Origin of the sequence: Faecalibacterium sp. Marseille-P9590 (assembly GCF_017377665.1) — a bacterium.
Lineage (GTDB): Bacteria > Bacillota > Clostridia > Oscillospirales > Ruminococcaceae > Faecalibacterium.
On sequence record NZ_JAFREF010000004.1, the window covers coordinates 214,223 to 227,658 of the forward strand.

A 13,436-nucleotide genomic window follows, 5' to 3' on the forward strand; every position below is an offset into this window, starting at 1 on the left:
TATGGAAAAAATCGCAGCAGACCTGCTTTTGAAAGGCCTTGCCCCCGAGGGCTTCGCCGACAGCCAGCCCATCGGCCTCGTGACCACCGACAGCCGCGAGGTCTGCCCCGGCTGCATCTTTGTGGCTTTCCCCGGTGAGCGCTTCGACGGCCACGATTTCGCGGCCAAGGCGCTGGAAGAGGGCGCGGCCTATGTCGTCCTCAACCACCCGGTGGAGGGTGTCCCGGCTGAAAAGGCGGTTATCAGCCCCGACAGCTACCACGCCATGATGGTCATGGGCGCGAACTACCGCAGTCAGTTCCACCCGAAGGTGGTGGGCGTCACCGGCAGTGTGGGCAAGACCACCACCAAGCAGATGACCTACGCTGCCATCGCGGGCTTTGGCAATACCATCAAGACCGAGGGCAACCAGAACAATGAGCTGGGTCTGCCCCGCACTATGTTCCGCATCGGCAGGGATACGGAGTACGCTGTCGTCGAGATGGGCATGAGCCACGCCGGTGAGATCGAGCGTCTGGCAAAGTGCGCCCGCCCCGATGTGGGCATCATCACCTGCATCGGCGTGTCCCACATCGGCAATCTGGGCAGTCAGGAGAACATCTGCAAGGCGAAGCTGGAAATCTGCGCTGGCCTTGCCGAGGGTTCGCCCCTCGTGCTCAACGGCGACGACCCCTTCCTGCGCAAAGCCGCTCTGCCCACCCATGTCCGGCCCGTGTGGTTCAGCCTCGGCGACGAGAACGCCGACGTCTGCGCCCTCGATGTCCGGCAGGAGGGCGACGGCATGGCCTTCACCCTCTGCGATAAAAATGCAGGCCGCTATGAGGTGACGATTCCAGCGATGGGACGTCACAACGTGGCGAACGCGCTGGCTGCTTACGCCGCCGCCACCCGTCTGGGCCTCGCGCCCGAGGGCGTCATCGCGGGTCTGGCCGATTTCGAGCAGACCGGTATGCGCCAGAAGGTCGTCCACGCAGGCAGCATGGACATCATCGAGGACTGCTACAACGCCAACCCCGACAGCATGAAGGCTGCGCTGGCGATGTTCAAAGAGTACCCCTGCAAGCGCCGCTTCGCTCTGCTGGGCGATATGCTGGAACTGGGCGGGATGAGCGCGCCCGCTCATGAAGAGCTGGGCCGTCAGGCCGCAGAGGCCGGGCTGACCGCTCTTGTCACCTACGGCCCCGAGGCCGCACGGACGGCAAAGGCCGCAAAGGACGCGGGCCTCGCCGACGTCGTCCACGCTGAGGATTACCAGCAGGCCGCAGACGCTCTGCTGGCCCGGATGGCCCCGGGCGACGCTCTGCTGGTGAAGGCCAGCCGGGGCATGGCACTGGAAAAGGCACTGGCCCTGTTTTATCCCGTCTGCGCAAAGTAAAATACTTGGAGTATCGTTATTATGATTCGTTTTGCCTTGATCGTCGCCTCAACGCTGGGGTTCGTCCTCACGGCGGCGCTCGGGAATTTGATGACGCCGCTGCTGCGGGCGTTCCGTGTCCAGCAGGAGGAAAATGAGCCGCCCACGATGGGCGGGCTCTGCCTGATGGTGGGGACGCTGGCGGCGGTAGGCGTCGGCTGGACAGCGGCCTGTGTCGCCCAGCCGGAGCTGCTGGGGACCGAGAGCCTGCTGACCACTCGGCTGCTCATCGCCCTGTTCGGGGCGCTCTGCTTCGGGGCCGTGGGCCTCGCGGACGATCTGGTCCGGCTGCGGCATCGGTCGCCGCTGGGGCTGCGCCGCCCGGTGCGGCTGGCGCTGGAAGCGGCCTCCGGCACGCTGGTGCTGGCCCTGCTGGGGCTGAACCACTGCCTGCCCGACGGGCTGGCAGTGCCGGGCGTCGGCTACTGCACCCTCGGGCCGCTGGCCCCGGTGGTCTGGCTGGCGATTTTAGTGGCGCTGGCCGAGAGCGCCCGCACCGCCGACGGCATGGACGGCACGGTCTGCGGCTGTGCCTTCATCGCCATGCTGGGTCTCATGACGGCTATGACCCTCTTGGGCTGGTTCCCGCTGGGCGTCTTCCCGGCGGCGCTGGCCGGGGCATTGATGGCCTTCCTGCTCTGGAATTTCTACCCCGCAAAGCTCCGCCCCGGTGCAGTGGGATGCCAGTTTTTAGCCGGTGCGCTGGGCTGTGTGCCGCTGAGCGTCGGCTGGCCCGGGCTGACGCTCCCGCTGGCCCTGCCCTACTGGCTGGAAGGCGGCATGGTGGCTCTGCAGATCATCGTCTGGAAAGCCTCCGGCGGGCGGCGGCAGCTGTTCGGCACCGCGCCGCTCCACCGCTGGCTGGAAAAGCGGGGCTTTGACCCGGTGAATATCTTTTATATTTTTGGAGTCCTGGCAATGCTGGGCCTTGCGCTGACCTTGCAGGCGGCGCGGGCCAGCTGAGCCGGGACCCAATAAGGAGGGAATGCGGATGGCGACCATCCGGAGAAAAAAGTCTGAGTCCTTTGCCATCTTGTCGAGCCCCGGCCCCTGGCCGCAGGTGCTCATCAACTGGCTGGCGACGCTGGCAGTCATCATCGTGTTCGGACTCATCATGCTGTTCAGTGCCAGCTACACCACGGGCTACCTGCGGATGGGCGACAGCTTTTACTACATCAAGTCGCAGGTGTTCTGCCTGGGTCTGGGTCTCGCGGTCATGCTGCTCTTCTCCCGCATCGACCACCGCTTTCTGCGCAGGATGGTCGGGCCGGGCTATGTCGTCTGCATCGTGATGCTCATCGCAGTGCTGTTCAGTGCGCCCCTCAACGGCTGCCGCCGCTGGCTGCGCATCGGCTTTACCATTCAGGTATCGGAGATCGCAAAGTTCGAGATGATACTGCTCACGGCCCATCTGGCCGCGAAAGCGCCCCATCTGGAAAAGCTGGATCCCGCCTCCGGGCGGCGCGTCCCGGCAGGCCAGTGGCTCTATCAGCGCATCGTGCGGGAACTCATCGTCCCGCTGCTGCCCCTCATCCCGGTGGTCATCCTGCTCATGCTTGAGCCCCATATGTCCGGCATCGTCCTGACGACGGCCATCTGCGGCACCATCCTGTTGCTGGGCGGCAGCGGCGGCATCATCACCTGGGCGGGCGGCGCGTCTGCTGTGCTGCTGCTCCGCACCGTGCTGGAGCACATCGACTCCATCCCGTACTTACAGAGCCGTCTGGACGGCTGGACCCACGACCTGAGCAAGATGACCGACCAGACCCTGCAGAGCCTTTACGCCATCGGCTCCGGCGGTGTCACCGGCCTCGGCCTCGGCAACAGCATCGAAAAACAGCTCTGGCTCCCCGAGAGCACCAACGACTTCATCTTCAGCGTCGTGTGCGAGGAGCTGGGCTTCGTGGGTGCCGTCATCGTCATCCTGCTCTTCGTGCTCTTCCTCGTGCAGGGGCTGTGGCTGGCCTTCCACGCCGAGAACCGCTACTGCACACTGGTGGGCATCGGCATCATGGCCCAAATTGCGTGGCAGGTGTTCTGCAACATCGCGGTCGTCACCAACACCCTGCCCAACACCGGCATCTCGCTGCCCTTCTTCTCCTCCGGCGGCACCAGCCTCATCCTGCTGCTGGCCGAGATGGGCGTGATGATAAACATCGGCCGGGGCGGCGAGCGCGCCCGCCTCGAGCGGGAGAATCTCCGCGCCCTGCGGGAACAGCGGGAAAAAGAAAAGTCCAATAACACCATCCGGCTCGACCCCAACATGGGATATTGAGCATATCCAAATAAGGAGGAAATCACCATGCGTGTACTTATCGCAGCCGGCGGAACTGCCGGACATATCAACCCGGCTCTGGCCATCGCGGGAGCCATCAAAAAGGCCGACCCGTCCGCCGAGATACACTTTGCAGGCCGGAAAGAGGGCATGGAATACCGCCTTGTGACCCAGGCGGGCTACCCCTTCCACCACATCGAGATCACCGGTTTCCAGCGCAGGCTCTCCCTGAACAACATCAAGCGGAACATCATCACCCTCTGGAACCTGGCCCTCTCCGGCCCGAAAGCCCGAGCCATGATGAAGGAAGTGCAGCCCGACCTCGTCATCGGCTGCGGCGGCTACGTCTCCGGCCCGGTGGTGCGCTGCGCCGCCAAGAGGGGCATCAAGACCGCCATCCATGAGCAGAACGCTTTCCCCGGCGTGACCAACAAGCTGCTGGCCCCGGACGTGGACATCGTGTTCGCCGCCGTGTCTGCCGCTGTGGAAAAGCTGGGTGCGCCCGAAAAGACGCAGGTCGTGGGCAACCCGGTGCGGCCTGAAGTGTTCGAGAAGGCGGGGGAGCGGGACGCCATCCGCGCCCAGCTGGGTGCCGGTGACCGCACCGTCATCCTCTCCTTCGGCGGAAGCCTCGGCGCCCGCCGTGTCAACGAGGTGGTGGCCGACCTCTGCGCCTGGGAGCAGAAAGAGCACAAGCCTGTGCTCCACATCCATGCCACCGGACAGTACGGCGTGGAGCTGTTTCAAAATCTCGAAAAGGAAAAAGGCTTTGCTCCCGGCGAGAGCCTCGTGGTGAAGGAATATATCAACAATATGCCCGAGCTGCTGGCCGCTGCCGACCTCGTCATCAGCCGTGCCGGTGCGCTGACGCTGGCCGAACTGGAAGCCGAGGGCCGCGCCGCCATCCTCATCCCCAGCCCCAATGTGGCGGAGAACCACCAGTATTACAACGCCATGGAGCTGCAGAAGGCCGGTGCCGCTGTGGTCATCGAGGAAAAAGATCTGACCGGCGAGAAGCTGGTCTCTACCGTCTCCGGCCTGCTGGCCGAGCCGGGCAGGCTGGCCGCCATGGGCAAGAATGCCCGCACCCTCTCGGTGGACGACAGCCTCGACCGCATCGCCGACGCCCTGATGAAACTGGTCAAGACGCCGTGATTGATTCGGCAGCACTCTTGTGATAAAATAATCAGACGGAAAGGAGGCGACGCCGCACCATGCAGCAGGATCGGAACAACAGCCGACGCCCCAGCAGTTCGATCCAGCAGAACAGCGCCCGACGGCAGGGAAAGCCCCGCAAAGCCTACGACTGGACGCAGGACCGGCGTCCCTCGAATCAGGACCGCCGCCGGACGCAGGGCTATCAGGAGCAGACATTGGACTTCTCAGGCGGCAATGTGACGTTCGAAAACCACAGCTCGGGATATGCGGACAACAGCATCCAGTTCCCCCAGCAGACGGCGCGACGGCCCAATAACCAGAACCAGAGCCGCCGTCAGGGCCAGCAGAGAAGCCAGCGGCCCCGTCAGAACACGACCGCCTACCCCACAAATGGGAGACGCCCCCGCAATGGCCAGCGGCCTCAGAACGTCCAGAGCGCCCGGAGGCCCCAGAGCGGCGGGCGCTACCGCCCCACGGAGGCGAACCTCCGCAGCCCGGCCCGGCGGGAGGGCAGAAAGAAGCGCCGCCTGACTCGTGCCGCTGTCCGCCGCCGCAGGGCTATCCGCCGCCTGACGGCGCTGGCGCTGCTGCTCTGCGTCATCGGGGTGGGCGTCTACCTCACCGTGACCATGCTCTTCAAGATAAACACCTTAGAAGTGGCGGTTGATGGAGAGGCGGTGCAGGAGGTGGGCGGCTATTCCAGCGCTGAGATCCTGCAGGCGCTGGGCGTCCACGCGGAAGAGAACATCTTCAGCTTCGACCCCGCCGAAAAGGCCGCTGCGCTGGAAAAGCAGTTCCCGCTGCTGGAAAATATCCGGGTGGAGCGGGATTACCCTAACACCGTAGTGGTGCGGACCAACGCGGCCACTGCCGTCTACGCCATGCAGACGTCCAGCGGCTGGCTGAGCCTTTCTGCGGGGCTGAAGATACTGGATAAGGATTCGGCCCAGCCGGACCTTATCATCCTCTGCGGCGGCGAGCCGGTATCCACGACGCCGGGTACACAGCTGGAATTTGAGACAGGACCGTCCGGCGCGTCTTCGGGCAGCGCGGCGTCTGACAGCGCCGCATCCAGCGAGGCCGGACCGCCCACGGATAAGCGGCTCGAGTCCCTGAACACTCTGCTGACCGCACTGGACAGCAGTGAGCTGGGGGCGGATGTCACCCGCATCGAGTTCGAGGACCCGGAGCAGATGGCGTTTTTGTATCAGGGCCGCATCAGCGTGCTTCTGGGTACCCTGAATGAGCTGGACTACAAACTCCGGCTGGCAAAGTATGTCCTGCTCAACGAGGACGGCAAGGGCTGCTCGCCCACCGACACCGGTATGCTGGATCTGAGCCACCTGAGCGCCTCTTCCAGCCGCAAATTCCGCTTCGCACAGGGGGAGCCGACCCTGCCCTCGGGCTGGACGGCCCCGGAAGAGCCTGCCGCCCCGGCGGAGGCAGAAGCCGAGAACCAGCCGGAGGAAGCCTCCGGCACCGAACCCGATACTGAGGGCGCGGAAGCCGCGCCCGCCGAAGATCCTACCGCCGCAGCGGCAGAACAGCAATAAGGAGCATTTGAACGATGAAACTGGAACAACTGTTGGAGGGCGTGTCCTATACGCTGGTGCAGGGCAGCCTTGAACTTGACATCGAGGACATCATCTACGACAGCCGCAAGGCGGCCCCGGGCCGGCTTTTCGTCTGCATCGTGGGTACCCAGCGGGACAGCCACGACTACGCCGCCCAGTGCGTGGCCGACGGCGTGACGGCGCTGGTGGTCCAGCACGACATCGACCTTTCCACCGTCCCCGGCGCTGCCGTGCTGAAGGTGGAGAGCAGCCGCTATGCGCTGGCACTCATGAGCGGCAACCTGTTCGGCAACCCCTCCCGCCGGATGACCATGATCGGCGTCACCGGCACCAAGGGCAAGACCACCACCACCCACATGATAAAGAGCGTGCTGGAAGCCGCAGGCCGCAAGGTGGGCATGATCGGCACCAACGGCATCTACTTCCTCGGCCACCATCAGGAGACGGCCAACACCACCCCTGAGAGCTATGAGCTGCAGAAGACTTTCCGGGAGTTCCTGGACGCCGGCTGCGACACGGCGCTGATGGAGGTGTCCAGTCAGGGCCTCATGATGGACCGCGTGGCGGGCATCCACTACGACATCGGCGTCTTCACCAACCTCTCGCCCGACCACATCGGCCCCGGCGAGCACAAGACCTTTGAAGAATACCGCAGCTGGAAGGGTCAGCTTTTCAAGCGCTGCACCACCGGCGTCGTGAACATCGACGACGAGAACACCGAGGCCCTGCTGGAAGGCCACACCTGCAAGCTGGTGACCTACGGCTGCAGCGAGAAGGCCGACTACCGCGCCGGTACTTATCAGCTGCTCCGCACCCACGACTTCCTCGGCGTCCAGTTCCATGTCTCCGGCAAGGACGATATGGACGTCAAGGTGAATATGCCCGGCGAGTTCAGCGTCTACAATGCGCTGGCCGCTCTCACTGTGGGCAAGGTGCTGGGCCTGCCCGATGAGGCCATCCACGAAGGTTTGAGCCGCTGCGTGGTCAAGGGCCGCGTGGAGCTGGTCCCCATCAGCAAGAAGTTCACCATCCTGCTGGACTACGCCCACAACGAAGTCTCCACCGAGAGTCTGCTCACGACTCTGCGGGCCTACGACCCCCACCGCCTCGTGGTGGTGTTCGGCTGCGGCGGCAACCGCTCCAAGCTGCGCCGCTACGGCATGGGCGAAATTTGTGCCAAGATGGCCGATTTCTCCATCCTCACGGAGGACAACAACCGCTTTGAGAAGGTGGAAGACATCATCGCCGACATCCGCGTGGGCATGAACAAGGGCAACCCGGACGCAAAGTTCGTGGAGATCCCCGATCGCCTCGACGCCCTGCATTATGCTGTTGACCACGCACAGGAGGGCGACCTCATCGCCGTCATCGGCAAGGGCCATGAGACTTACCGTGACCGCGAGGGCGTCAAGACCCCCTTCCTCGAGCGGGAGCTGCTGGAAGAGTACGCCCAGCAGATCGGCCTTGAGTAATATCTGAACATAAAAATACCGGTTGTGTTGAATGCACAGCCGGTATTTTTGTATCTGGATGGGATTTAGTTCTTTTCTGCCAGAGCCTTCTGAGCCTTTTCCTCAGGGATGAGGTTGGTCATGCTCTTGAGGCTGATGCCGATGGTGGAGAGGTTGTGCAGCATAGCAGAGGACGCAGGCTGCAGGATGCCCATTGCCCCCAGCGCGATGAGGGCAGAGTTGAAGGTCAGCACAAAGCGGTAGTTGGCGCTGACACGGCGCTGCAGGGAGTTGGCGATGGTCTTGAGGACGACCAGCTCCTCGAGGCTGTCGGCCTTGATGGTCACGTCTGCGATCTCGCGGGCGATGGCAGCGCCGGAGTTGATGGCGATGCCGACGTCAGCGGCAGAGAGGGCGGGGGAGTCGTTGATGCCGTCGCCGATCATCACGACGGTGTGGCCCTCGCTCTTGGCCTTCTGGACGAAAGCAGCCTTGTCCTCGGGCAGGACTTCGGCGAAGAACTGGTCCACACCCACCTGCTTTGCGATGGCGGCGGCGGTGCGCTCGCTGTCACCGGTCATCATGACGGTGTTGGTGATGCCGAGGCCGCGCAGAGCGCGCAGCACGCGGGAAGCTTCCGGACGCAGCGGGTCGGCGATGCAGATGACGCCGGCCAGACGGCCCGAAGCGGCCAGATAGAGGTGAGAATACTCCGGCTCAAGGTTATCGAACTTCTCGCGCTCGTCCTCGGGGATGGTGCAGTGCTCGTCCTCAAAGACGAAGTGGTGGCTGCCGATGACGACCCGCTCACCGCTGACGCGGCTGGCGATGCCGTGGGCCACGATATACTCCACCTCGGAGTGCATCTCTTCGTGGGAGATGCCGCGCTCCCTGGCCTCCCGGACGACGGCGTTGGCCATCGAGTGGGGGAAGTGCTCCTCGAGGCAGGCGGCCAGCTGCAAAACTTCGCTCTCGCTGCAGCCGGAGAAGGGGACGACCTTGACCACCTTGGGGGTAGCGCGGGTCAGGGTGCCGGTCTTGTCGAAGACGATGGTGTCGGCCTTGGACAGGGTCTCGAGGTACTTGCCGCCCTTGACGGTGATATGGCTTGCGCCGCACTCGCGCATGGCAGAAAGAACGGCCAGCGGCATGGAGAGCTTGAGGGCGCAGGAGAAATCGACCATCAGGCAGGAGATGGCGCGGGTGGCGTTCCGGGTCAGGGCGTAGGTGACGACGGTAGCACCGAGGCACCAGGGGACCAGACGGTCGGCCAGAGCCAGCGCACGGTTCTCGGTGCTGGACTTCAGCTTCTCGGACTCCTCGATCATGGCCACGATCTTGTCGTAGCGGTTTGCGCCGCCCTCGGCTCTGGTGGTCAGGACGCATTCGCCCTCTTCCACCACAGTACCGGCGTAGACGGTGGCACCGATGGTCTTGCGCACCGGCATGGACTCGCCGGTCAGAGCGGACTGGTTGACCATGGCTTCGCCCTCGATGACGGTGCCGTCCAGCGGGATCATGTTGCCGGAGCGAACGACGATCTCATCGCCGGGATGGACCTTGGTGAGCGGCATGAGCACTTCGGTACCCTGTGCGCGGACCCAGACCTTATCGACATTCAGGGCCATGCTGCGGGCCAGGTCGTCGAGGCTCTTCTTGCGGGTCCACTCCTCCAGCAGGGAGCCGACGTTGAGCAGGAACATGACGGAGCCTGCGGTGGCGAAATCGCCCCGCAGGATGGAAACGCCGATGCTCAAAGCATCCAGCACCTCGACTTCCAGTTTGCGGCGCCACAGGCAGCACACACCATTCCAGAGGAACTTAATGGAGCGGAACACGGTGTAGGCGGCGTTGAGCGGGGCGGGCAGGAACAGCTCGCGCAGCACCCGGCCTGCCAAGAGGTTATACATCTTTTCCTGATATTCCTGATTGATGCGGCGGCTGTCGGCGCTGGTGACCAGTGCGTCCAGTTCGGGGTCATCGAAACGGTAGGTGCTCAGGGCGGCGACGGCGTCCTTGCGGGAGCCGGTGTAATACACCACCACATCGCCCGTCCGCTCGTAGACCCTGGCCTTGCTCACGGCGTCGTGGTGGTTCAGATAGGCTTCCAGCACATCGGCCCGGTGAAGGGTCATCCGCACATTGCAGACGTGTACCCGCAGGCGGCCGCGGCTCTCATGAAGAATAGTACATTTCATATCAGAATATCCTCTGCGTATTGCAAAAAATAACCATAAAAAGAGCCGCCCACAGGCGGCTCAGAGACTGCAAAATTACTCGTTGGTCTCGGTGGTCTCTGCCTCAGCAGCGTCCTCGATGACCTCAGCCTCAGCCTTGGCAGCGCGGGCCTCGTTGATGGCCTTTGCATCCTCGAGGATGTCACCGGCCTGCTCCTGGACCTTGCTGACGGTCTCCATGGTGGAGTCCTTCATGCGCAGGACAGCAGCGGTGGTCTGGGTGTAGACCTTCTTGGCATCGCTGCTGGACAGCAGCTTGAAACCAGCAGAACCGAACAGGGTGCCGGCAGCGAACAGAGCAATCTTCTTCATATCGACCATAGTAGTATACCTTCCTTTTTATCGTATTCCCTCATGTACCCCAAAGGGCATGGAATAAGTGTTTCTGCGGATATTATAGCGCAGATTTCGGAATTTGCAAGGTTTTTTGACGATGTTAAGACGTATTAACTTTTTACAGGAAGTAGTTTGAAATGTCTATCTTTACGTGTTTTTTGCCGCAAACTACAGTTTGTATTTTCAAACAAACTCCGAGGTGCCGAAGAAATATGACAAAGAGTCTTGCACTGAGTGGTGCATTCATTGTACAATAAAAAAGTATGCGATAAAATCGACAGGGCCGGGACGTTCCGGCCTGTAAAAATAAGTGAGGCTGGATATGGAAAAGAAAGATATTCGTGTGCTGGCGCTCGACCTCGACGGCACCCTGACCAATGACCAGAAGGTCGTCACCCCCGCCACCCGCGCAGCGCTGGATGCAGCTGCTGCCAAAGGTGTGACCATCGTGCTGGCCTCGGGCCGTCCCACGGCAGGTATCATGCCGCTGGCAAAGGAGCTGGGACTGGATAAAAAGGGCGGCTGCATCCTCTCGTATAACGGCGGTGCCATCATCGACTGTGCTACCGGCGAGACGCTCTACCGCAAGCAGCTGGATGCAAAGTATGTGCCGCAGCTCTGTGCCTTCGCCAGGGAGCAGGGCGTGGCCATCATTACCTATAATAAGCAGGGCGTCGTCACCGAAAGCCCCGAGGACGAGTGGGCGCTGAAGGAGTGCTTTACCTGCAAGCTGCCCATGCAGAAGGTGGAGGACCTTGCCGCCTATGTGGATTATCCCATCTGCAAGATGCTCATTACCCTCGACCCCGCCCGCCGCGACGAGGTGCTGGAAGCAGGCCGGAAACAGTTTGCGGGCGAGATCGACCTCTACCCGTCCAGCCCCTTCTTCATCGAGGCTGTGCCGCTGGGTGTCGCCAAGGACGTGAGCCTCGGTAGTCTGCTGGAAAGCAGGGGTCTGACCCGCGACAACCTCATGGCCTGCGGCGACGGCCTCAATGACCGCTCTATGATACGCTTTGCCGGCGTGGGTGTGGCCATGCAGAATGCAGAGACCCCCGTCAAGGAGGCAGCGGACTATGTAACTGTCGCCGACAACAACCATGACGGCGTGGCTGAGGCCATTGAAAAGTTCATTTTTTGAAAGGATACCAGACACAAATGCCGCGCAACTTAGTTTTATTCGATTTGGAGTGGAACATCGGCTATCAGCCGTTTATCTTTAATTATCACGGCGTCCAGCAGACGTTCCGGGGGGAGATCATTGAAATTGGCGCCGTCAAGATCGACGAGGACGCCAACGTGCTGGATACCTTCTCCATCCACCTGCGTCCCCGCATCTTCCGCTGCCTGCAGCACCACATCGCCAAAGTCACCGGTCTGACGCAGGAGGACCTCGACAAGGGTGAACCCATCATCCAGGGCCTCCGCCGTTTTATGAAGTGGTGCGGCCCGGACGCCGAGTTCGCCGAGTGGGGCATGGATGACGTGCCGGTGCTCAAGCAGAACCTTTTCCTCTGCAATCTCGACGAGAGCCGCCCGACGGTCTGGTACGACCTGCAGCAGCTCTTTCTGCGGGAGTACCCCCGCAAGGAAGGCGAGGGGATGAAGCTGGAAAATGTCGTCACCCGGATGGGCATCCCGCTGGAACGCCCCTTCCACGACGCTTTGTCCGACACCCTCTATACCGCCGACCTCTGCCGCCTGCTCGACCTGCGGGCCGGACTGGCCGCTTACCCCAGCGAGGAGGACACCCTGCGCCAGAGCCTTTGCCCCACGCCGGGCGACTACCGGGATTTCAGGGTCTTCCAAGGCTATCTGGACCAGTCTATGTGGAAGCTGGACCCCGTCATCGGCACGATGGCCTGCCCGGTCTGTGGCACGGCCCTGCAGCCGGATGACGTCTGGCTGAAAAAAGGGAGCAGCGGCTGGTACACGCTGTCCCAGTGTCCCGTCTGTAAGGGCCGGGGCGGTGAGGCCGGCCGGGGCGTGTTCCAGAAATACCGGATGTCGCGCCGGGACGGCCTGCACTGGGCCTTCGCCCGCTGCGTCCAGATGCCGGACGATGCAAGCCTGGTCCGCTGGAAAAAGCAGAAAGCCCAGTATCTGGAGCGTCAGCGCCTCAAGGCCGAACGGCAGGCCGCCGAAGCAGAGGCCGCCCGGCACATCTTCTGAGGCAGAAGAATAAAATATCGTGCAGGAAAGAACAACGCTGTTTCATATTGTAAGGAGAGACAGGAAGAAAAAGGCAAAAATGCTCAGATTTTGTTCATATCCCGGTCATAGATGCTGGATATACTAAGAAGAAACATCAGGCAGAAACGAAAGGGATGGTACGAGCACGATGGAAACGACGCTCATCGACTGGCTCCACCAGCTGGGTACGCTGGAATTCTGGGAGGCATTGTTAGAGGGCTTTGAAGGGCTGGGACCGTTGGTCCCTATCCTGCTGGCGATGCTGGAATCCATTTTTCCGCCGCTGCCCCTCATCGCCATCGTGGCCCTCAATATCGCGGCCCACGGCGGATTTCTTGGCTTCGTCTACAGCTGGCTCGGTGTGGCCGCAGGCGGCACGGTGGTGTTTTTATTCTGGCGGCGGGTGGTCAAACGCTTTTTCTGGAAGCTGGCCTCTCGCTCCGAACAGCTGAAAAAGGCCCAGCAGTGGGTCAGCCATGTGGACACGGCCAGCCTCTTCATGCTGGCCGTCCTGCCCTTCACGCCCACGTCGTTCCTGCATCTGGCCTTTGGTATCTCGGATTTTGACGAGAAGCGCTATCTGCTCACCCTTCTGGCGGGCAAGGCCGTTATGGTGGCCATGATGGCTCTCTTCGGCCAGTCGCTGGTCAGCTCGCTGAAAAATCCGGTGTATCTCATCCTCGCCCTCGCTATCTGGGCCGGGATGTACTGGGTGAGCAAGAAGTTCTGTAAGAAGCACGATTTGGATTGATATAACGCAAAGAGGCCCCGGCAGCTGCTGCCGGGGCCTCTTTGCGT

Annotated in this window: 11 protein-coding genes; 9 read left to right on the plus strand and 2 right to left on the minus strand. The window is 62.2% G+C overall.

The window, feature by feature from the left end; genetic code table 11:
• Position 1 precedes the first annotated feature (1 nt).
• Genes murF through J3349_RS07215 form a run of 6 tightly spaced genes read left to right on the plus strand, consistent with a single transcriptional unit; the run spans position 2 to position 7,893 of the window.
• Positions 2-1,375, plus strand: coding sequence for a UDP-N-acetylmuramoyl-tripeptide--D-alanyl-D-alanine ligase (gene murF / locus J3349_RS07190; protein ID WP_207676921.1), 1,374 nt, complete (start codon positions 2-4; stop codon positions 1,373-1,375).
• 21 nt (positions 1,376-1,396) lie between these two features.
• Positions 1,397-2,377, plus strand: a complete 981-nt coding sequence (locus J3349_RS07195; RefSeq protein ID WP_242699560.1) for a glycosyl transferase family 4 — start codon at positions 1,397-1,399, stop codon at positions 2,375-2,377.
• A 28-nt stretch (positions 2,378-2,405) separates the two neighbouring features.
• Positions 2,406-3,689, plus strand: a complete 1,284-nt coding sequence (locus tag J3349_RS07200) for a putative peptidoglycan glycosyltransferase FtsW (RefSeq protein WP_207676922.1) — start codon at positions 2,406-2,408, stop codon at positions 3,687-3,689.
• 27 nt (positions 3,690-3,716) lie between these two features.
• Positions 3,717-4,844, plus strand: a complete 1,128-nt coding sequence (murG, locus tag J3349_RS07205; protein ID WP_207676923.1) for an undecaprenyldiphospho-muramoylpentapeptide beta-N-acetylglucosaminyltransferase — start codon at positions 3,717-3,719, stop codon at positions 4,842-4,844.
• Between the two features lie 59 nt (positions 4,845-4,903).
• A complete protein-coding gene (locus J3349_RS07210; RefSeq protein ID WP_207676924.1) occupies positions 4,904-6,400 on the plus strand; it encodes an FtsQ-type POTRA domain-containing protein in 1,497 nt (498 codons plus the stop codon).
• A 14-nt stretch (positions 6,401-6,414) separates the two neighbouring features.
• Positions 6,415-7,893, plus strand: a complete 1,479-nt coding sequence (locus tag J3349_RS07215) for a UDP-N-acetylmuramoyl-L-alanyl-D-glutamate--2,6-diaminopimelate ligase (RefSeq protein WP_158396276.1) — start codon at positions 6,415-6,417, stop codon at positions 7,891-7,893.
• A gap of 65 nt (positions 7,894-7,958) precedes the next feature.
• On the opposite strand, the gene J3349_RS07220 is transcribed toward J3349_RS07215, so the two are convergent.
• Together J3349_RS07220 and J3349_RS07225 are read right to left on the minus strand one after the other, a co-directional pair.
• A complete protein-coding gene (locus J3349_RS07220; protein ID WP_207676925.1) occupies positions 7,959-10,070 on the minus strand; it encodes a heavy metal translocating P-type ATPase in 2,112 nt (703 codons plus the stop codon).
• 75 nt (positions 10,071-10,145) lie between these two features.
• A complete protein-coding gene (locus tag J3349_RS07225; RefSeq protein WP_207676926.1) occupies positions 10,146-10,430 on the minus strand; it encodes a DUF6110 family protein in 285 nt (94 codons plus the stop codon).
• Positions 10,431-10,767: 337 nt separating this feature from the next.
• Between J3349_RS07225 and J3349_RS07230 the strand changes: the two genes are divergently transcribed.
• From J3349_RS07230 to J3349_RS07240, 3 genes are all read left to right on the plus strand, one after another.
• A complete protein-coding gene (locus J3349_RS07230) occupies positions 10,768-11,586 on the plus strand; it encodes a Cof-type HAD-IIB family hydrolase (protein WP_207676927.1) in 819 nt (272 codons plus the stop codon).
• A gap of 44 nt (positions 11,587-11,630) precedes the next feature.
• On the plus strand, positions 11,631-12,617 hold the full coding sequence (locus J3349_RS07235) for a 3'-5' exonuclease (protein WP_242699561.1): 987 nt from the start codon (positions 11,631-11,633) through the stop codon (positions 12,615-12,617).
• A gap of 169 nt (positions 12,618-12,786) precedes the next feature.
• Positions 12,787-13,389 carry a VTT domain-containing protein gene (locus J3349_RS07240; protein WP_207676929.1) on the plus strand — a complete coding sequence of 201 codons (603 nt, stop codon included), beginning with the start codon at positions 12,787-12,789 and terminating at the stop codon, positions 13,387-13,389.
• Positions 13,390-13,436: the final 47 nt, after the last annotated feature.

Bases quoted from the DNA above. Each gene is read 5' to 3' on its own strand.
- murF (WP_207676921.1), top strand. From the start codon at position 2: ATGGAAAAAATCGCAGCAGACCTGCTTTTGAAAGGCCTTGCCCCCGAG.
- J3349_RS07195 (WP_242699560.1), top strand. From the start codon at position 1,397: ATGATTCGTTTTGCCTTGATCGTCGCCTCAACGCTGGGGTTCGTCCTC.
- J3349_RS07200 (WP_207676922.1), top strand. From the start codon at position 2,406: ATGGCGACCATCCGGAGAAAAAAGTCTGAGTCCTTTGCCATCTTGTCG.
- murG (WP_207676923.1), top strand. From the start codon at position 3,717: ATGCGTGTACTTATCGCAGCCGGCGGAACTGCCGGACATATCAACCCG.
- J3349_RS07210 (WP_207676924.1), top strand. From the start codon at position 4,904: ATGCAGCAGGATCGGAACAACAGCCGACGCCCCAGCAGTTCGATCCAG.
- J3349_RS07215 (WP_158396276.1), top strand. From the start codon at position 6,415: ATGAAACTGGAACAACTGTTGGAGGGCGTGTCCTATACGCTGGTGCAG.
- J3349_RS07220 (WP_207676925.1), bottom strand. From the start codon at position 10,070: ATGAAATGTACTATTCTTCATGAGAGCCGCGGCCGCCTGCGGGTACAC.
- J3349_RS07225 (WP_207676926.1), bottom strand. From the start codon at position 10,430: ATGGTCGATATGAAGAAGATTGCTCTGTTCGCTGCCGGCACCCTGTTC.
- J3349_RS07230 (WP_207676927.1), top strand. From the start codon at position 10,768: ATGGAAAAGAAAGATATTCGTGTGCTGGCGCTCGACCTCGACGGCACC.
- J3349_RS07240 (WP_207676929.1), top strand. From the start codon at position 12,787: ATGGAAACGACGCTCATCGACTGGCTCCACCAGCTGGGTACGCTGGAA.